Source organism: Cytobacillus kochii (assembly GCF_044790165.1).
GTDB classification, from domain to species: Bacteria; Bacillota; Bacilli; order Bacillales; family Cytobacillaceae; genus Cytobacillus; species Cytobacillus kochii.
This window is the reverse complement of record NZ_CP085254.1, coordinates 3,625,156-3,643,548: the sequence shown is the minus strand read 5'-3', so window position 1 is coordinate 3,643,548 and position 18,393 is coordinate 3,625,156. Positions and strand designations below refer to the sequence as shown.

Genomic DNA, 18,393 nt, shown 5'->3' with positions numbered 1-18,393 from the left:
CAAATAAAGAATCCTTATACTATATGAATGGTGAAAGAGATGGGTTCAAACCTAATTAGTTATTTCATTGCAAGTCTTAAAAATAGTAAATAAAGTAAGAAAACCCCGAGATATCCCCCTGTTATTAAAAATAAAGGGTTAAGAAAGACGACATGGACGGTTGTCATAAATACTAAGTTTTCGCTAATGATTTCATAAACTGTTGTAGCTGTTATACTTTCAAAAACGATGAGGGAAATGGTAGCAAAAGAAATGAGCACAATATGTGTGGGTGCCCAATATTTATTAGCAAAAACCATTAAAAGAGGAATCATTATAATCATCAATACAATGAAAAATACCATTAAAAACCCTCCTAAGAAGAGTGATAGGATTAGCTTCTGTTATTTTTCAAAGAAAGATACATTTATTTTCCGAAAAATATAAAAACGAAAAGGAACTTACCTAGATTTGTCGAATGATAGGTGAAAAGGAGTTGAGAGTAATGAAACAAGTGAAACAACAACAGTGGATTTGCTCTAAATGTGAGAAAGTAATAGAAGACAAGAATGAATATATCGATAATGATGGTGTTTGTGACCAATGCTATTCTCGTAAACTGAAAATAAGGCGTGGTTTTAAGGTTTAAGAAAAAAATAAGCGAATCCCATATTTGTAATAATCAAATATGGGACACCGCTTATTTTGATTTGTGAACAACTCTTTTAGTTAAACAAGTCATACAAATGATCTTTCTTTTTACAATTTGTATTTCATGATAATAAACAAGCTCTTGACATTTATTGCAAAGCACAAATTCACTCATAAAATTTACACATCCTTTCTTTAAAGGTATATGTAAAAAGAGAGGTAAACATGATTACTTGTACGAAGCTTATAAACTTACTCATTAATATGAAGTACAATTTCTTGAAGCTCTTCTTTCATTTGGCCAATAAGTGATAAAACAGACCCGATCGCCTGAATCCAACTACCATAAAACCCCAATGCTTCACCGCTCTCACTACTCTTGTCTCTTAATGTTTCTATCCCTCCTTTTGCTTGCATACTATTGCCAATTCCTTGAAGGAAGCCACCAACTATATTTAAAGATCTACCCGAGGGTGTTAAATCAAAAAACTCATCGCATAATGCAACAAAACTTCCTAAAGCTTGGAGCCAATTACCAGTAATGATTATTCTTTGGTTCAAATCTTTATTCGGGTCAAAAAGGATGCCTGTGACAACGAGAGAATTACCGACAGCTTGGACTTCATCACCAATAAGCTCAAGCGAATAGGTTCCTTGACCATCAGCGGAAAGTGCTTCGCCTGTAGCTTGAAGTATATTCCCTTGCAAACGCAAATCAATTTTTAGCTGTTGATTGATAGGGATTTGAGGCGTACTTCCTAAAGCTGCTTCAATTGTACCGATAGTTGACAATACAGAGCCAAAAATCTCCTTTAGTTGACTATTCAGGCCTAATCCCTCCCATACTCGCTTCATTATATGTATGTGGTGAAGGAAGTGGGTTTGTACTTAAGGAGATAAAAATGAAAGATATACATTTATCGGTACTTCTTCCGAATAAAGACCATTTATTAACTAGTACACAACCCGTAGTAAGAGTCGGCTCATTAGCAGCTAGGTACATCAGCATAACCTCATCGACTAACGGTTTTTTGGCAATTAGTTTATCTTTTTAAAATTGTCTGTTGCCAGTTCATCGCAATGGAATCAGGCAGGGCTCTATTCATACGAATATTCTACTCTTTAGCAATATGAAGTAAAGCCAGTCGATTGTGTCTCCTTTATTGCTTGAACTTTTAAGAATGTCCCATCTAATCAACATGGACTTTTTTTATTCATCATTTGTTTTATCCTCAGAAACTCTTTTATACAAGGATTGAATGCTGTTAAGTCTGATTCATTTGCTTAAACTTCTCTCCCTCATTTACAACATTTAATTTTTTTAAGCATTTTCTTCTCTTGCTTGATCATTTATATCTGTTACGATTACTTCTGCACCTTTTGAGCAAACATAGGAGAACTGCAGCGATTATACGAGATATCTCCCCAGTAATAATCTAATCGTAAATCTGTTGTAAATCCCATTATCTTATCTTCTTTCGTTAGCAGTGAACTTAACAAATAACTTGATTCACCTACTCTTAAAGGTTAACTTTAAGTAAATACAACCTAATACTTGTTTTTTATTTGAAAGAAGAGGGAATATAAAACATAAGTACATAATAGTTAAAGGAGAACGATTAAAGATGAAGAGATTTTTACTTATATTATCGATAATGACGATTTTTTGTTTGACTGCATGTGGCGATGGTGATGGTGAGGGCGATTCTAAGAGTGCAAACATGGATAAACCTAATCTAGCTGAAGAAGAAATTGAAGTGAGTCTCCAAAATGCCGTAGATATCTTTCTGCGAGAATTCGAAGTGGATTATATCACAAAAGTCGAATTAGATAGTGATATGGATCAATGGAAATATGATGTGGCTGGAACTTCTAATGAAAAAGAGTATGAGCTTGTAATTGATGCACAAACTGGAGATATTTTAGATAAAAGTGAAGAGGCCATTGAAAAAGGGGACGAAGAACAAGGTATTTCATTAAATGAGATTATCTCACCTTCAGAAGCGATGAAAATTGTTCAATCAGAAACGAGTAATGAAATCGGTGGTTGGACATTAGAAGTAGAGAATGGAACAGAGCAGTATGAAATCGAAGTCAGAGATGGTAGTGAAGATATCGATTATATTATAAATGCGATAAGTGGTGAGTTAAAAGGCAAAGATTAAATTTTTTCCTCAGCAGATAGTAAAGTCCAATGATTAATTTAATCATTGGACTTTTTTTAACCGATTATTAAAGACTAGGTTGTACGACGGGTGATTTCTTATATTTTTTCTGGATGACATATGTCTGGATAATAAGGAATAATCCACTCACTGACCAATATAAAGGCAGTGCAGCTGGTGCAGATAGGGAAATAAACAAGATCATTGCCGGTGAAAGGTATCCCATGATTTTCATTGGTCCTTGTTGTTGATCCTTTGGTAATTGCATAAGGGAAACTCTGAATTGCAAATAATAAATGACACCAGCGATAATAGCCATTGGAATATTGGCGTGTCCTAAGCTAAACCATAAAAAGCCATGGGTAGCGATTTCAGGAGATGTTCTAATAGCATAATAAATAGCCATCAAAATCGGCATTTGTATCAGCAAGGGCAAACATCCCATATTCATTGGGTTGACCCCATGTTTCGCATATAAACCAATAAGCTCTTGTTGTAATTTTTGCTTCTTAGCTTCATCTTTTGTTTTGTTAATTTGCTCTTGTATAGCCTTCATTTCAGGTTGTAACGCTTCCATTTTGACCTTCATCGATTGAGAGCTTTTTACTTGTTTAACGGTTAAAGGTAGCAAGATCAACCTTAATAATAAAGTCACTAGCACAATACTCCAACCATAATTTCCGTGGAATATGCCTGCAAAAAAGTCGATGATAGAGATCAATGGCTGCACAAAATAATGATGGAAAAAACCTGTGTCTGTACCACCGTTTGCTTGACAGCCTGCTAAAAACAATGAACTTGTAATTACTAACCATATTATTTTCTTCAAAAATATTTCCTCCTCTAATGATTGTTTTAATTAGTCATTAGAGAAAGAAAAGCTTCATCGCTATCGTCTGGACTTTCTTTGCGACGGACTGTAAGTAAACGGTTTTGTTTACATGCCCAATTAAGCACATTAGAAAGAACAGATGCGTAGTGGTTAATTAAATCAGCGTCTGCTTCTTGAAGTCGATAAAAAAGCATGCCTGTATTTCGTTGTAAGAAATATATCGTTAAGGCGGGGAGTAGGATTGTTAAGACAATACCAGCTAACGTTAAGTCATGAATGGTTTGATAATCAAGTTCAAAAAGACCAGCAAATATCATCCCAAAGATTATGGTATGATTGAATAATAAATGTCTCATTAGACTGCTCCCCTCCTTTCAATTCTTTTACATATTTTCATCATAATCATAACGGAATCGGAAGGAAAAGTAAATGAAGCAAGACTTACACGCTTTGGACATCCTTTTTGTAACTATTATATTTAAATATTAAGTAGATAGTACAAGCATCTTTTTCTGGTACAACCATTCTAAAAAATGGTGTTAGGGGAGTATTCATGATTGTTTGTCTATTCTTTTTCTCCATCCTTCTCTAAGCCTTCACATGCATACTCTATTAAAGAAAAAATCAAAGCTAAAATAATTGTAGCGACCAATCCGATTTGGATAGAATGCATAACATAATCCAAAAAAGACACAATCGCCCAGTTTGTCAAAAAAGAAAACACTAAAGATGTAACCTGCTGTTGCCTCAGGGTATATTTCCCCGAATGATTCATCAATAAAATGAGTGCTCCTATAAAAATATCAGATACGATTCCAATGAGAAAATAAAGCAAAATAAATGAAATGATGGATAGGAAGGAGTCAAATTTGATGTTTAGTAAATGAAAGGTTCCTAGAGTACTAAAAAAGTAAAGAGCAAGAACGAATGATAAGACCAACAGAACAATGATGCTTATCGCGATAGTTGCCCCAATGATACTTTTGAAGTTACTTTTCTTTAATGATGGTTTGTCTTTCATCTTCTCATCCTCTCAATAGACTTTATTAATGTGTAAAATTTTACAGTGTATTAAAGTGTTTGCCAACTTATATAGTTATTCTTTTTAATAATCTTGTAGCAGGCATCGAAGGTCATGTACCGTTTTATTTCTATAGGGAGGGCCATCATTAGATGTATCAGTTCTAGATGAATTGCTTGCCTCAGTGAGGCTATCGCTTTTTGCTACGGACACTATTATAGGAAAAACTCAATTAAAACTTTAAGGGGTTATTTAATGAAAGCAAGAAAGTGAAGAATGAATGGCTCATTGTGTAACAAAAGGGCTCTAGGTGCTTGATATAGAGGTAGTTGAAATTTGGCTAGGAGAAGATGGCAAAGGAAACCGATGAAAAACAATACAAAGTTGTCTTTTAAAGGGCCTTTGCCTCTCTTTATTTTACTTTATGCCCTTATATTACTTTTAATTGAAGTCCTAAAGGTAAGAGTCATTTTAAGCAAACAATTACTCACTTTTACTTGCTTCTTGATTTATATACTTTGTTTGGACTATGAGAATATTTAATTTCTACATTTATATCTTCGGCAGTAATATTCTTAAACATGTCTTGAAATTTGTGTTGCTTCCAAATTTTATTATGATGCCTAAAGAGGTAATCTTCAAAAAGGTATACATCTATACCTTTTTCTCGCCCAGATTTTAAAGATAAGAACGCTTCTTCTCTGATTTTCTCTTCAACTTTATGTTTAAGTGCATCTTGATTTACTTCGGAGGCTCCCTCTCTTAAAATGATTGTGGATTTTATGTTTAACTTGAATTTAGAATGAAAGTTGTCTTCCTCCAACGTTAATTTCGTTTTAGGGTCTCTAAGTTCGACTTCAACAGGATCGTTTTTATTTTCCATATTGACCTGAATTAAACTTCTTTCTACATCTGCCTGCTTATTAGCTTTGATATACCCATTTAACTGAGATGAGTTCAAAAAACCTATGTAGTTCCCGCCTTTAATAAAATATCCTCCATTTAAATAGGGTACTAAAAATTTTAATTCGTTTTTTCTCACATTATTATCAGTTATTTCAATTCGTGGTAGTAAGATAGTCTTTGTCGCTTCACCTAAACCAATAAGAAATTTAGTTGCATCAATAGCAGGTACTTCTGAAACTTGTGTTTGTGTGTCTAGAGGTTGGTTAATAATACTACTTGTATAGGGATAATAAAAAGGCATTTTAAGTGTCAATATTTTCTCCAAATCTTCACTTGTACCATAAATCCACCCATGGACACGTATGTTGTAATTCGAAGATAGTGAATCAGTCGTTTCCTTTAGTTTATACTTGATTATATTTTCTGAAAAAATAAAGCTATTGATATGATCAAAATTAATTTTTATTTGCATGGTTTTATAAATATTAATTAATGCTTTATTTATTGTATTGCCTTTTCCTACACCCAACCATACAGGTTTATCTTGATTAATAGAGCTGCTCTCGGTCTTAGCTACATTCGAAAAATCTAAGAATTGAACATATACCACATATTCTTCGTCAATAAAGTCAACACCAAAACCAATTGCGTATGCTTGATATTGAATTTCTACAGGCTTTTGACATCCACTTAACAAAAGAAACATAAACATGGTAATGAGGATCCTCTTAATTTTAACTCTCCCCTTTAAGGTATACTATCTTAACTTAGAGTGATGTTAAATGGACTTAAGTATTCATAAATTATAAAGTCATTTACATATTTCATGCTCTTTACCAGTTATGCTTTTGTATTTCAAAATATCAGAATCAAGTGCTTCGAAGTAGATGTATATTTTAATGAATCAATGTATCTGCGAATACAGGATGAATTACAGATAGATTATGTATAATGTTTCTTAAAAAAACAGCCCACTGATGTGGGCTGTGCTTCAATATAATGGTTGTTGGTTATGACAGGATGGAAACCCACTTATATCTTGAATCATATGAAAATCATATTGCTTTAATGCGAATTGGGATTGATATAAATATTCAATCACTAATAATTTTCTTTGAGATGTACCACAAAGTTTCCCTGATGTTCCTTGACCATTGGTGAATGAAATACCAATTGGTTGGCCAATTAAATAATTAATTTTATGTTGCCATGGCATGGTGATATCACTCCTTCAAAGCATCTTATGATTTTGAAGGGATTGGGTGCATGTATGAGCTGTATTAAAGAATTATTAAGTTTATTTAAAAAAGCACCCAAATGAAGGTGCCTCCTTTATGCATTTTATGAAAAGTACCTACTTACATAAGTCCTAGATTACAAATAATATAGGTATTAGGATCAAAAATAACCACCATAGTGAAGGTTAATAACTGGGGCAACTGGAAATTTACGTTCTAAAGTTGTAGCGTATTTATTTACCAAATTATCAATAGAAGAAGTAGTTGTTGGTGTACGTGACGACAAGTCTCAAAAAGCAATTGATATAAGAAACAAGGCTTGGAAGTTCGTGTTGAGAAACAGGATCCCCAAATTACAGATTAGAATCCACACATTCCGATTTGAAATTCTTATTAAAACGTCCTGCTACATCATTGAGGCAAGCTCTTACAAAATGATTAATAACTACAAAATAGGTAAATCAAACCTTCAGCCAAAAACAAAACAAAAAACTTATACCACTAAATGAACTTGTACTTTAGTTGTAAAAGCCTTTCCATTTGGAAGGGCTTTTTAACATAAGTCATCATTAATACAAATAAGTAAGTCAATTACTTCAAATCGGAAGGTAACATGCCATACACAATACTATCTGTCCATTCATTTTTATTCCAAAAATCTTGTATGAAATGTGCTTCCTTTCTCATACCAATTCTTTCACATAATTTTTGTGAAGCTATATTTCGTGCATCTAGATTAGCTTGTATACGATGCACTTTCAATTCATCAAATAATTTATAGACCAAACTACTTACTGCTTCTGTCGCCAAACCTCTACCAGATACTTCATTTGAAAAACTATAACCAATCTCAACAGTGTCTTTCATACCTGTATACCATACGGATAAATCACCAACTACTTTAGTCTTGTATATAACTGCTAAACTTAACATGGATTCTTTAGTGAGTGCATAGTTTGCTAGCTTTTTATCAAACCTTTTGTTCATATCTTCGTCAGTCCACTTCTCATGTAATAGGAACTTACAAGTATCATCATTCTTATAAATAGCAAATACATCCTGTAAATCATTACGCTTAAAAGGTCTGATTAGTAGTCTTTCTGTTGTGATTTTCAAGTTAGTTCTTCCCCCTTGCTTTTATTCTACAAACATTTCTTATAGTATTTAGCCTCCTTTTATATGTTACCTTAAATACATATTTCACCATAGTAAATGAATAGCCTCTTCACCTAAATTCTCCGTTTCTTTAAGTAAAACCTTAGGCAATATTAGAAAATGCTTATATTGAAGTCGAAAAAATTGCTTCTGAACTTGCACAGAAATAAATAAAAAAAGCAAAGAAGAGAAACTTTTAAATTTCTCTTTTTTGCTAATTGTGATATGGAATCTGACTATTTTATACTTTGCTTCAAACATGTTTCTTGTTAAAGTTAGCCTTATTTTTATTAAAATGATGGATATGTATTCTTTCCTGTTTCTACCAATTCTTTCAAACCTAAGAACATATAATGCCAACCTTGTTCGGTCTCTTTTTTCCAATCTTCATGTGCTTTTTGAATATCTTCAGTAGTCCAATCTTTTTCATGGATTACGTTAATTTCTTGTGTGAAAATCATTTCACAGCCTGATTCAAGCGATTCGATTTCCACTGTAATGTCGTCTTCTAAATCACTAAATTGAGGCATTTTGAATGTGAAAATAAGTTTCGCTGGTGGTTCAACCAATTTGTATTCTCCAATAGCTCGATAATCTTTCCCATCCCGATGATCCACAACTTCCCATGTTCCACCTACACGAGGATTACTCTTTGCCACTTTATTTGTATGTTCCATGGTGAACATCCACTTTTTAATCGTGTCTGCTTTAGTCCACGCGTCAAATACTTTTTCTGCTGGAACATTAAATTTGCGTTTCATATTAAGGGTTGTTATTGATGTTTTTGCCATCTGAACCATCCTCTCAACGATTATTATTCTGTTTATTCATTCCTACGTCTCTACTTTAAACGTTGTTCTTATATAACGAAAGTGCCTTTCAAAAAAATAGTATAACCAATATTGGATAATATTATGGGAGCAAGAAAATACAACAAGTAAGGCAACCACAAACAAGTTGTCGATGGACATAAGTTTGATAGCAAAGCAGAAGCAATGTATTACGGCCAATTAAAATGGTTGCTGCAAGCTAAATAGATTAAAGGGTTTAAGATGCAACCGAGATACCTTCTTCAAGAGGGTTTAAAAAGAACGGAAAGACTTACAGAAAGATTGAATATGTTGCTGATTTTGAAGTAGAAAAATTAGATGGAACAATAGAGATCATTGATATAAAAGGAACAGTCACCAAAGAATTTTCAATAAAAAGAAAACTGTTCGAGCGTCATATATGGATTCTATTAAATTACTAAAATATGACCGAGATAGGGGATTCGTGGAGGTAAGTTAATGGCTAGAAGAATCGTAGAAACGAATGCGGTTAGCCTTGATCGAGAAAAGCCCATCTATGAGGAAGGGATATCGAAGCAGCAGATTAGAAATGAAAATCCATATAGCAAACGGCATGGGTTATTTTCCCCAGTGCCGGGGCTTATGAGGTGAGGGGAGATTACTAATTTTGTATTGTGTTTCGTTAAATGGAGGAGAAAAAATGAGCGAAGTAATCAATGTGGGGTTATATGGAGGCAAGGGTATTTTTGGGGGTAAAGACAAAAGTGATAGATACCCGAATCTTAATAGTAAATGGGAGTGGGATGGTGAGTTTTCAACCTATAAATCTGGCTATGTCAGTAGCGTTTCTATAATCAAAGATTATGAGATTGATCAATTCAAATTGAGACCATCAGAAAAAACCGTTGTGGAAATTACGAGCAATGATCAAGTTACAGATGAGACTGTTTTCGTTAATTAATCACAAGAATTAATTTGTTCCCTACCGGCAGCTAGGAAAATTCCTAGCTAAGCCGATTGATTTTCTTATTAATTATAACCACAAGACTAATGAGAATGGCACTAAAGATACTGGAAAGGACAGCACTCCCAACACCCATCCACATAAGAGAAACCAGTTTCTTTTTTTATGCAGGAAACATAAGACACATCCTTTCTAAATTTAAGGTTGCCAATTTTATTGCAAAGTATGTAAAAACGGAGGAATGAACGTGCGTGAGATAAAGTTTGATGCAATTTATAAGCCAACAGGAGAACACTTTACTCCGATTTCAATAAATTTTAATGACCGTTGTAGGAAATTTTGATGGTGAGCAAGGAGATTGGTGTCATTTTTCTTTAGATGGAAATTACGGTGATGTGATCTTACGTCAGTACACAGGGTTTAAAGACAAAAACGGCAAGGAGATTTATGAGGGGGATATTGTAAAGCGGCCGTTAGGCGGATAAGGAGTTGTTAAATTCCATGAATCATGGGGGTCATTTTATTGTTCTACGTTCATAGCAGTTGATGAACATGGCGATTTGGTTAAAGCCAGTAGTTCGGTTCCGTTCTAGAATGACTCCAATAAATTTGAAGTAGTTTATACGAGGACAAACATTTAATCAACTCTTGAATTAATTTGTTTCCTACCGGCAGCTAGGAAATTTCCTAGCTAAGCCGATTGATTTTCTTATTAATTAATTGTTAGAATGCAGTTTACTTTTTAGAGTATCCACATGTTCTCTTTGTTTATCTAAGATCCTATGAACAAGATTTAAACTTTTATCATCTAGTTTATCTCGTACCAAGTTCTCGGTCATTTTTATTCCATAAAGGTTTTCTCCTTTTATAGCATGTTTTAAGATTTCTTTTTCATCATGAGGACGATCAATATTTTCACTAATAAAAAGTTCTATCTTACCAATTACTCCTTCACTAGTCTCAGGAGTTCCATGTAATTCTTGAATTCGTTCAGATAATAACTCTGCATGATACTTCAAGTCCTTTTGTATTGTAATGAACATACTGCGTAATGGAGAGGAGTCATCCAATTTTTTAATGAAGTTTTCATATGAATGTATACCCATATATTGTCCTTGAAGTAGCTTGTTTAAGGTTTTTATGATTTGTTGATCTTCCATTGATATCACTCCTTTCATAAGAACAGTTTAAACTTCAAAGGCAAATTATATGCAAAATTTAGAGTAGCACTAAGAGCTAGGTTGAAATTGATTAGCAAATTATATTACTTAATTTTTCTTCTTATTTCGATCGTAGTAAATAGCGAACAGAGCACAAGCAATTGCAACTACAGAGAGAATATGACTTTCATCCATTTGATCCACCTCTTTATTTTGAATATATAGTTAGACGAATGAAAAGCAAATTTTGTTCATTTTTTTATACAAAAGAAAAAAACGTTAATTAAGGAGGAATTACATTGGAAGTAAACTCAGTAAGCAAAATGTTTCACAAATGAAAAAAGAGAACCCACTATAGATTCTCTAATCAATTAGGACAATTTCCAAGCAGGAATTAAAGAATGGAATTTAAAAAATAAGCTCATGATAACGTGTATTACTGAGTATATAGCTAATGTTATTGAATAAGTAAGTAGCCACGTTAGCCAAGGTTCATTTAAGAAGAGAAAAAGCGAAAGCATCCCAATTGGGAAAGGCACTAAGATGATTAACCACATAGGACCTTTTAATGCTTCTGTAATAGCACCTAATAAGACAACGGTAGCGCCAATTATTAGAGCTTGCCATATTGGTAATCCATTACTAAGAAGAGTACTGCCGATGAAATAAGATAAAGCAGTTAGTAAAATTGCCAAAAAAAAATCAAAATAATATCTCAACAAGATCAAACCTTTCAATAAATAAATTGAATATTCATAAGAATATTTTACTATTTATTTTGGTTGATGTAATTAATAGTTTGTAAATAATTTATATATTTCGATAATTTAACGAAACAAAATGATAGATAAATAAACTAATTCTAGTCTCAAATAAATAAAGAAGAGTGCAGTGAATGCAGCTCTTCTTTATTCTTAAGAATCTGATGCTAATTTGGAATATATTTTAAGATCAATATATCGACCCTTAGATTTCTCTGATTGTCTTAATGTCCCTTCATATGTGAAATTTAGCTTTTCAATCAATTGTATTGAATTAGTATTTTCTGGTTCGATTTTAGCTTCTATTCTATTGAGATTTAATACATTGAAAGCATGTTGGATTAAACAAGTGATTGCCTCTTTAGCAAATCCTTGTCCCCAATATATTTTATTTAGGTCATATCCAATTTCGGCTTTAGCGTTTTCAAAATCAATATAATTAAATCCACATGTACCAATAATTTGGTTTGATTTTAATTCAATTAGAGTGTAACGAATTGCTTCATCATTTTTTGAAAGTTTGTCAAATAATAAAATCATTTCTTTGACTTGATTTTCATTATTAAAACTTTCGATGTTCATAAATTTTGTTACTTCAGGATCAGACCATATCTGAAAAAGCTCGGCTGAGTCTAATACGTCCATTTTTTTTAATAATAATCGCGGTGTGTTGAGTTTTTTAATCAATATTTTTACCTCCGTATTGTTTTTATTATCTGAGGGTTTGATATTGATATCTGTACATAGTTCAGTCCCTTCATTTAGGTGTTTTTATATTATAACAAAATTGTTTTTAGTAATAAATTTGATGAAAAAAAGGTAGGAGGAGTATCCTTGGAAAAAGATTTGAAATTCAATGAAAAGAATCTGAATCATGGATTTATAATAACTGGCTTGCTCGGAATGGTTGAAGATGAAGGATTGAGTCCCCATGAAGCTTTTCGAGTGGTAGAAGATATTAAGAACCAAACATTTTAGGCACTGTCCGAAATACGCAGGGAGCCTAAACAAGGTAGGAGGAGTTAATTATCTTTAGTCTCGTTACCTCTTTCATAAAAGTATTTACGAAACTCATAGCCTAATGCCAATAATCCCAAAATCATCATAATAAAAAATAAAATTTGACTCGTTGAACTAAGTGATTCAGGTAGCCAACCACCATTAATAAAATGTCTGAATGTAGTTAAGGTTGCACCTAATGTAGCAATAAATACTATTATTAAACGAATCATTACTGCACACCCTTTACATGATTAGTTATTTAAAAATTAACATAATTTGGATTGTTAAACAAGTGAAGAATAGGGGGTATGTTTTAAAACATATTAGAGAATTGAAAGTTCTCTTATGAAACAAAAGATAGAGGGAGTTGATTATATGAAGATGACGAGTTGTAGCGTTTGCTTTGTCGTACTTCCAGTAAAAGAAACAATGGTCTTTGAACATAGGGGGATTTGCCGTAAATGTCGCAGTAAGCAATAAAAAAATCCAGGAATCCCCGGCACCCATGTAAATAATGGAGCTTCTCAAACTATACGTTCTTATCATTGGTAGGACACACTTTGGATTTTGTTCCGGTTAACTCAAAAGGTGAGACTCTTTGGAAGAGATATGGTGCAGCCGATGTAAAAAAGCTATTAAAGAAGCCAAGCGCCTTGGTTTTGAGTGGGGTGGAGATTGGAAAAGTTTTATTGATAAGCCACACCTTCAATTTATTTATAAAGGTTATGGAACAGATACGTTTAACGGTTCAAATGTGGATACTTCGTCTAAAGGTGAAGGTACTAAGCCATCTAATATTGCTACAAGTATTGTGGATTACCTTAAATCAAAAGGGATTGATTGATTCTTCATTCTCTAATCGTAAAAAAATCGCTCAACAGGATGGCATAAATAATTATAAGGGGACACCCGAGCAAAACAAAACATTATTGAAAAAACTGCAAAGTGGGGCTAAACCAGCTCAGCAAAGCAAAGCCAAAGGGCGATATGAAAGCAACTAGTGTGGTTGACTATCTGAAATCAATTAATGTCGATTCTTCCATGACTAACCGTAAAAAACTTGCTGTTAAATATGGTATTAAAAATTATAGAGGTACAGGCGCGCAAAACACACAGTTACTAAAGAAGTTGCGTGCTTAAAATAAGTGTATTTGTTCACAAAAATAATAAGAGATACAACTATTTAACTGCTTTCCAAATCGTCCATCTGTCTTTTTCAACTATGTTCTGCTCAATTGAAATTAATTCATCTATATAGTTAATTAATACTTTCAATTCTCTAGCTTCTAAATCATGTAGAATGCTTCTTCCTGTTCTTTTGCTTAAATCTTGAAGTAATTGTTCTTTGGAATCATACACCCTTCGAATTTCCCATAATTTAACTTCTTGAATCTCTCTGAACCCTACTTGCTGAAGTGCTTCCTCAACATATTGGCTACTATATCTCCGTTTAGTTTCTTTACTTATTAACTTTGGAAATAAATCAAAGAAATACCCTCTTATATGACTGTCACTCCCTTTTAATAAACAGTCTTCGGGCGTACGGTCTTGAATAATGAAGTATCCATTATCTTGTAATAATCTATATGCCTCCATAAAACAATGCTGTAAATCGCCTATATGATGGATCAATGCTCTTTCAAGCAAAAAATCATAACAGCCACTTTCCAATTCCGTATGTAAAGCATTTCCTTGTTTAAAAGTTATGTTCCTATAATCTTTACAGTTTTCTTTAGCACCTTCAAGTATTGCATTGGAAAAGTCGACACCAGTAATAGATTTTACGCCCATATCAGTTAATGCCTTAGAATAAATTCCTCCACCACACCCTATATCTAATGCATTAGAAATTTGTTGTATTGGTACAAGCTCCTTTATAGCATCCATCCACGATTTATCTGCTTTTCGAGTCGCATAAGTCTTACGATTTTCATCTTTATGAAAATCAATCCCCATACTTAGCATCCCCTTTTTTGAACTGTTCTCAATTTTAATTCTACACTATTAATAATTGTAGTAAAATTTAGAATTATTTATCTATTTTTATAAGTTTTTATTATAGTTAAACTACTTTTGAAAAATCCGTACTGTACTACAAACATGCTACGTTTGTTAAACAAGAAAAAAAGAACGCTCTAGCGATCCTCATTTTTAACTCTTGCACCCGTTCGTAATATAAGGTTAGCCAGATTTTTCTGGTTGACCTATTTTTATATGGTCTTATGATAACGGTAGTCGGGGTAGAACGTCGCACCCGTGGGAATAAATCCCGTTAGCTAAACTGTTCACCCCCTACTTGTATAAACATGTTTCAGGCTGGTTGGGACAAAGAGATCCCGTTTAACAAGCGAACCTATGACATTACAAGAAGCTTTAGGGGTTACCGACAAATGATGTATTTCTAGGAGGAGATATTGTATGAATCCAGTCATTGGTCTGGATGTATCAAAAGGTGAAAGTCAGGTTCAAGCATTTTTAGATAAAGGTAGACCTTATCGTAAGAGCTTTAGTATCAAACATACTACTGAAGGATTAGGTAGTTTATTAGAGTTCCTTAAAGAGGTTGAGAGTTCAGCTGGTGGTTATCAACCTTCGGTCGTTTTAGAATCAACTGGACACTACCATATTCCTGTCATTCATTTCCTTGAGGAGCAAAATTATGTTTATATTGTTGTCAATCCTCTTATTTCACACAGAGCAAAGAGTTCAAGTTTGCGAAAGGTTAAAACAGATGCAGTCGATGCCTATCACCTTTGTGAGCTGTTCTATAAAGAAGAATTAGAACCTTATAAAAAACGAGGTATTCAACTATTAAACCTTCGTAACCTTACAAGACAACAAGAAAGTATTGCGGAAATTTCAGCAAAAACTAAGTTACAGCTGCACTCTTTGTTGGATCAAGTATTTCCTGAATATCGAGGTGTATTTGGAAGTTTATATTCAAAGGTATCGTTACTTACCTTATTAGCATTCCCTACATCAGAGGCAGTTTTAAGTGTAAGTGAGAAAGAATTATCAGAGAAGATAGGTTCGTTATGTATGAGTCGTTCAGAACTTTGGGCAAAAGAACGAGCAGAGAAATTAAAAGATGCAGCCCTTCGTAACCCGTTTCAGAACAACCTGTATCAGAGTCATATTTTTAATCTCGAGCTATTAGTTAATATGGTTCTTCAATATCAAGAGCATCTATCTAAGATTGCAGCTGAAATAGATGCCCTCGCTAAAGAAATTGAAGAATATCATATACTTCAGTCTATCCCTGGAATCGGAGAGAAAATCGCCGCCACGATTATATCCGAGATTGGAGAGATAGATCGGTTCAGTGATGCCAAAAAGCTCGTTGCATTCGCTGGAGTAGATCCTAGCGTTTACTCTTCAGGTAAGTTTACCGCATCAGTCAACCGAATTACCAAACGAGGTTCTTGTAGGCTTCGTCATGCCTTATATATGGCTGTTCAAAGTGGTATTCGTGATTCTCGTAAGAAAAAAACGACTGATGAGATAATAGCACGTAATAAAAGATTAAGAGAGTTTTACGATAAGAAACGTGAAGAAGGAAAACCCTTCAGAGTAGCAGTTATAGCCTGTGTAAATAAACTCTTACATTGGATTTACGCCTTACTAAAAAGCAGAACTAACTTCCAAGATATAGATTAAAAACTATATCTCACTAAATACAACAAAACCTTCCAATTACAAAATAGAGGAAGGTGATTTGGCATGTTCAATTTTAGTATATCATGACATTATTAATCTTTTTATTGAAAAATGTTGACAAACTATTAGCTGGTTTAGTTGAAGAATTCCCCTTTAAAGTACCTCTTATGTCAAATGAAAATTTAACATTTTCACACTTATTCTTAATTCTTGGATTGAAAAAAATTATATAGCTTGCTCTAGCACATCACGATCGGTTTCATTAATCCTAGTCATGTTGTTATACCCTTTCGACTGATATCACTTCATCTATGTGAAATTTTAAGATTTTTAAATCGTTCGTTTCCAAATGAATGTACATATTAATATGGTCGATTTTATCGACTATGCCCTCATAAGTTTTTGTGAATCCATCAATCCAGATGGTCATTTTGATTGTAAGGGTGTAGTTTAATGATTCCATTGTTATTATCTGTATTTCTTGAAGTTGTTGCTCATCTAACTCTGGCTTTTTCACTTTTTCATATTCGGCGGGTATCTGCTTAAGTAATTCGGTGTGTTCGCTCATAAAGAACCCTTGCCATTTCATTTTTCCACGATCACGAATCATAAGAGAGCAGCGCACTTTTAAGGTAAGTAATGTCCTATCGATTGGTCCAGTCAGGAAAGTAAGGAGAGGAGCTTAATCATGGGAGTGAAAATGCCGAAAAAGTCAAAACCGCAAAGACCTTCAAGGGATGAATTTGAATTAGAAGAGCTGGGGAATGCAGTAGTTGAGGCACATAGGGAGAAAACTGAAGTTTTAATATTGTTGTGGCAAAGAGATTCTATACAAGGAGTCTATAGATATTTTATCAATAAAAAACGCTCTTTAATAAGAGGGGCTTTTGAATTTTATATGAGGTTATTTCACTAAAGCCCACGTTAGTTATATAAGAAAAGGGACGATTACTCCACAATCGCGCTCGATCTTGAATAAGCAGCTACCTACTATTAGCTGGTTTAATGGAAGATTGATAACACGATATTATTTACTCGAGGAGAGCATCAATCTCAATTAATGCATGTGTCCATTTATCTCTGGCTTGATTCCTTTTATCAACATTAGAAAGAAAGGAGCTTATTTCACGCAAAACGACTTTTGTAACATTTGGTTGAGTCTCATTAAACTCTAATATAATTTCTGAGTTTAGCGTTTTGTCTGGTGACATTGGTCCTTCATAATTCCAGCTTTTTTCAATGCGTTTATATGGTTCAATAACCTTATACTCTCCAGATTCAGTATGCATTCCAGGTAATTCCTTAACTTGATTTGTAGCCAAACGAAAGCTTCCCCCAACACGAACATCCATATCAATTTCTGTAAGCCCGAATAAGTCCTTAAGTATTTGAGGGGATGTCCAAGCATCAAATAGAATTTCTGGTTTATACTTATATTCTCTGTTTACTTCTATAGTGTACGTATCATCCGTTTCGAGCCAAGACATTATTTCCCAAGTATATCCATTTGTGTCTTTAAAAAGGCCTGTATATCCCCAATCATCTGCGGTACCTTCTTTCGTAACCGTGCCGCCAGCTCTTAATGCACGTGAAAGAATGGAATTAACCTCCTTAGTATCTTTAGCGGTGTGACTGAAAATAACGCTAGAAGCGTTTAGATTATCTTCATGCTGTTCAGTCATCTGAGCGAACCCTGAACGCTCATACAAAACTAAAGACATTTCTCCTTCTAGAAAGAAAGCAACGTGATCTTCACCCGATGAAATTTTATCTTCTGGAAGAGCGAATACTTCTCTGTAAAATCCTGTTGACAGATCTAAATTCTCAACAGGAATTGTTACAATATCAATTTTGGGATTCATCATCTATCACTCCTAGACTTTTTAAGTATATATGCCTCTTAAGTGTGGACGACCAGCTTAATATACTCAATTATATTTCATTTCACCATCCATTACCAACTTTCTATTGATATACCTTATTCCGTTAAATGCCCCGTTTGTTGAATAATAAGGAATTAATTTTGAATGTACTTAAGCAGGTAGAAAGTGTCATTTAAATCATAAAAAAATATAAAAAAATGAATTTTGACGGCAAAATGACGGCAAAGG

At 33.6% G+C, this 18,393-nt stretch carries 26 protein-coding genes and 2 pseudogenes; 12 read left to right on the top strand and 16 right to left on the bottom strand.

Going from position 1 to position 18,393, the window contains the following annotated elements; genetic code table 11:
• Positions 1-59 precede the first annotated feature (59 nt).
• Positions 60-344, bottom strand: coding sequence for a transposase (locus LG276_RS18625; protein WP_224937935.1), 285 nt, complete (start codon positions 342-344; stop codon positions 60-62).
• 140 nt (positions 345-484) lie between these two features.
• On the opposite strand from LG276_RS18625, the gene LG276_RS18620 reads away from it, so the two are divergent.
• Positions 485-628 (top strand): hypothetical protein, encoded by a 144-nt coding sequence (locus tag LG276_RS18620; RefSeq protein WP_224937934.1) that lies wholly within the window; start codon positions 485-487, stop codon positions 626-628.
• 254 nt (positions 629-882) lie between these two features.
• On the opposite strand, the gene LG276_RS18615 is transcribed toward LG276_RS18620, so the two are convergent.
• Together LG276_RS18615 and LG276_RS18610 are read right to left on the bottom strand one after the other, a co-directional pair.
• Positions 883-1,485: a DUF6944 family repetitive protein gene (locus LG276_RS18615; RefSeq protein WP_306470104.1), complete on the bottom strand. Its 603-nt coding sequence runs from the start codon at positions 1,483-1,485 to the stop codon at positions 883-885.
• A gap of 510 nt (positions 1,486-1,995) precedes the next feature.
• Positions 1,996-2,130 (bottom strand): hypothetical protein, encoded by a 135-nt coding sequence (locus LG276_RS18610; RefSeq protein ID WP_263624323.1) that lies wholly within the window; start codon positions 2,128-2,130, stop codon positions 1,996-1,998.
• A 125-nt stretch (positions 2,131-2,255) separates the two neighbouring features.
• Here LG276_RS18610 and LG276_RS18605 point away from each other — a divergent pair, with 125 nt between their 5' ends.
• On the top strand, positions 2,256-2,795 hold the full coding sequence (locus LG276_RS18605) for a PepSY domain-containing protein (protein ID WP_224937933.1): 540 nt from the start codon (positions 2,256-2,258) through the stop codon (positions 2,793-2,795).
• A gap of 67 nt (positions 2,796-2,862) precedes the next feature.
• Here the strand turns inward: LG276_RS18605 and yidC are convergent, their stop codons facing one another.
• The 7 genes from yidC to LG276_RS18570 form a co-directional block, all read right to left on the bottom strand.
• Entirely contained in the window at positions 2,863-3,624 is a 762-nt protein-coding gene (gene yidC / locus LG276_RS18600; protein WP_224937932.1) for a membrane protein insertase YidC, read from the bottom strand.
• A 26-nt stretch (positions 3,625-3,650) separates the two neighbouring features.
• A complete protein-coding gene (locus LG276_RS18595; RefSeq protein ID WP_224937931.1) occupies positions 3,651-3,983 on the bottom strand; it encodes a hypothetical protein in 333 nt (110 codons plus the stop codon).
• Positions 3,984-4,192: 209 nt separating this feature from the next.
• Positions 4,193-4,648 carry a YrvL family regulatory protein gene (locus tag LG276_RS18590; protein ID WP_224937930.1) on the bottom strand — a complete coding sequence of 152 codons (456 nt, stop codon included), beginning with the start codon at positions 4,646-4,648 and terminating at the stop codon, positions 4,193-4,195.
• A 493-nt stretch (positions 4,649-5,141) separates the two neighbouring features.
• Positions 5,142-6,266, bottom strand: coding sequence for a Ger(x)C family spore germination protein (locus LG276_RS18585; RefSeq protein ID WP_251163354.1), 1,125 nt, complete (start codon positions 6,264-6,266; stop codon positions 5,142-5,144).
• A gap of 279 nt (positions 6,267-6,545) precedes the next feature.
• Entirely contained in the window at positions 6,546-6,770 is a 225-nt protein-coding gene (locus tag LG276_RS18580) for a hypothetical protein (RefSeq protein ID WP_095372124.1), read from the bottom strand.
• 613 nt (positions 6,771-7,383) lie between these two features.
• Positions 7,384-7,908 (bottom strand): GNAT family N-acetyltransferase, encoded by a 525-nt coding sequence (locus LG276_RS18575; protein ID WP_404292485.1) that lies wholly within the window; start codon positions 7,906-7,908, stop codon positions 7,384-7,386.
• 329 nt (positions 7,909-8,237) lie between these two features.
• On the bottom strand, positions 8,238-8,738 hold the full coding sequence (locus LG276_RS18570; RefSeq protein WP_251163356.1) for an SRPBCC domain-containing protein: 501 nt from the start codon (positions 8,736-8,738) through the stop codon (positions 8,238-8,240).
• A gap of 150 nt (positions 8,739-8,888) precedes the next feature.
• Here LG276_RS18570 and LG276_RS18565 point away from each other — a divergent pair.
• The 4 genes and pseudogenes from LG276_RS18565 to LG276_RS18550 form a co-directional block, all read left to right on the top strand.
• Positions 8,889-9,237, top strand: a pseudogene (locus tag LG276_RS18565) (DUF1064 domain-containing protein); the annotation flags it as partial.
• Entirely contained in the window at positions 9,237-9,389 is a 153-nt protein-coding gene (locus LG276_RS18560; RefSeq protein ID WP_251163357.1) for a hypothetical protein, read from the top strand. The pseudogene LG276_RS18565 and the gene LG276_RS18560, both read left to right, overlap by 1 nt.
• Before the next feature lie 49 nt (positions 9,390-9,438).
• Positions 9,439-9,699, top strand: coding sequence for a hypothetical protein (locus tag LG276_RS18555; protein ID WP_251163358.1), 261 nt, complete (start codon positions 9,439-9,441; stop codon positions 9,697-9,699).
• Between the two features lie 323 nt (positions 9,700-10,022).
• On the top strand, positions 10,023-10,187 hold the full coding sequence (locus LG276_RS18550) for a YopX family protein (RefSeq protein WP_251163359.1): 165 nt from the start codon (positions 10,023-10,025) through the stop codon (positions 10,185-10,187).
• 231 nt (positions 10,188-10,418) lie between these two features.
• Here the strand turns inward: LG276_RS18550 and LG276_RS18545 are convergent, their stop codons facing one another.
• On the bottom strand, positions 10,419-10,862 hold the full coding sequence (locus tag LG276_RS18545) for a DUF2383 domain-containing protein (RefSeq protein WP_224937924.1): 444 nt from the start codon (positions 10,860-10,862) through the stop codon (positions 10,419-10,421).
• A gap of 543 nt (positions 10,863-11,405) precedes the next feature.
• Here LG276_RS18545 and LG276_RS18540 point away from each other — a divergent pair.
• Positions 11,406-11,531, top strand: coding sequence for a hypothetical protein (locus LG276_RS18540; protein WP_285840956.1), 126 nt, complete (start codon positions 11,406-11,408; stop codon positions 11,529-11,531).
• A gap of 245 nt (positions 11,532-11,776) precedes the next feature.
• Here LG276_RS18540 and LG276_RS18535 read toward each other — a convergent pair whose 3' ends face one another.
• Entirely contained in the window at positions 11,777-12,310 is a 534-nt protein-coding gene (locus LG276_RS18535; protein ID WP_251163360.1) for a GNAT family N-acetyltransferase, read from the bottom strand.
• A 147-nt stretch (positions 12,311-12,457) separates the two neighbouring features.
• Here LG276_RS18535 and LG276_RS18530 point away from each other — a divergent pair, with 147 nt between their 5' ends.
• Positions 12,458-12,601 carry a hypothetical protein gene (locus LG276_RS18530; protein WP_251163361.1) on the top strand — a complete coding sequence of 48 codons (144 nt, stop codon included), beginning with the start codon at positions 12,458-12,460 and terminating at the stop codon, positions 12,599-12,601.
• Positions 12,602-12,645: 44 nt separating this feature from the next.
• Here the strand turns inward: LG276_RS18530 and LG276_RS18525 are convergent, their stop codons facing one another.
• Positions 12,646-12,855 (bottom strand): hypothetical protein, encoded by a 210-nt coding sequence (locus LG276_RS18525; protein ID WP_251163362.1) that lies wholly within the window; start codon positions 12,853-12,855, stop codon positions 12,646-12,648.
• Positions 12,856-13,117: 262 nt separating this feature from the next.
• On the opposite strand from LG276_RS18525, the pseudogene LG276_RS18520 reads away from it, so the two are divergent.
• Both LG276_RS18520 and LG276_RS18515 read left to right on the top strand, forming a co-directional pair.
• Positions 13,118-13,409 (top strand): annotated as a pseudogene (locus LG276_RS18520) (M15 family metallopeptidase); the annotation flags it as partial.
• 203 nt (positions 13,410-13,612) lie between these two features.
• Positions 13,613-13,765 (top strand): DUF3597 family protein, encoded by a 153-nt coding sequence (locus LG276_RS18515; RefSeq protein ID WP_251163369.1) that lies wholly within the window; start codon positions 13,613-13,615, stop codon positions 13,763-13,765.
• Positions 13,766-13,804: 39 nt separating this feature from the next.
• Here the strand turns inward: LG276_RS18515 and LG276_RS18510 are convergent, their stop codons facing one another.
• Entirely contained in the window at positions 13,805-14,581 is a 777-nt protein-coding gene (locus LG276_RS18510) for a class I SAM-dependent methyltransferase (protein WP_251163363.1), read from the bottom strand.
• Between the two features lie 462 nt (positions 14,582-15,043).
• Here LG276_RS18510 and LG276_RS18505 point away from each other — a divergent pair, with 462 nt between their 5' ends.
• The gene (locus LG276_RS18505; protein WP_251163664.1) at positions 15,044-16,282 is read left to right on the top strand and encodes an IS110 family transposase; all 1,239 of its coding nucleotides are present in this window, start codon (positions 15,044-15,046) and stop codon (positions 16,280-16,282) included.
• A 280-nt stretch (positions 16,283-16,562) separates the two neighbouring features.
• Here LG276_RS18505 and LG276_RS18500 read toward each other — a convergent pair whose 3' ends face one another.
• On the bottom strand, positions 16,563-16,850 hold the full coding sequence (locus LG276_RS18500) for a YolD-like family protein (protein ID WP_224937916.1): 288 nt from the start codon (positions 16,848-16,850) through the stop codon (positions 16,563-16,565).
• Positions 16,851-16,970: 120 nt separating this feature from the next.
• Here LG276_RS18500 and LG276_RS18495 point away from each other — a divergent pair, with 120 nt between their 5' ends.
• Positions 16,971-17,198 (top strand): hypothetical protein, encoded by a 228-nt coding sequence (locus LG276_RS18495; RefSeq protein ID WP_251163663.1) that lies wholly within the window; start codon positions 16,971-16,973, stop codon positions 17,196-17,198.
• A gap of 115 nt (positions 17,199-17,313) precedes the next feature.
• On the opposite strand, the gene LG276_RS18490 is transcribed toward LG276_RS18495, so the two are convergent.
• The gene (locus LG276_RS18490) at positions 17,314-18,144 is read right to left on the bottom strand and encodes an SRPBCC domain-containing protein (RefSeq protein ID WP_224937915.1); all 831 of its coding nucleotides are present in this window, start codon (positions 18,142-18,144) and stop codon (positions 17,314-17,316) included.
• Positions 18,145-18,393: the final 249 nt, after the last annotated feature.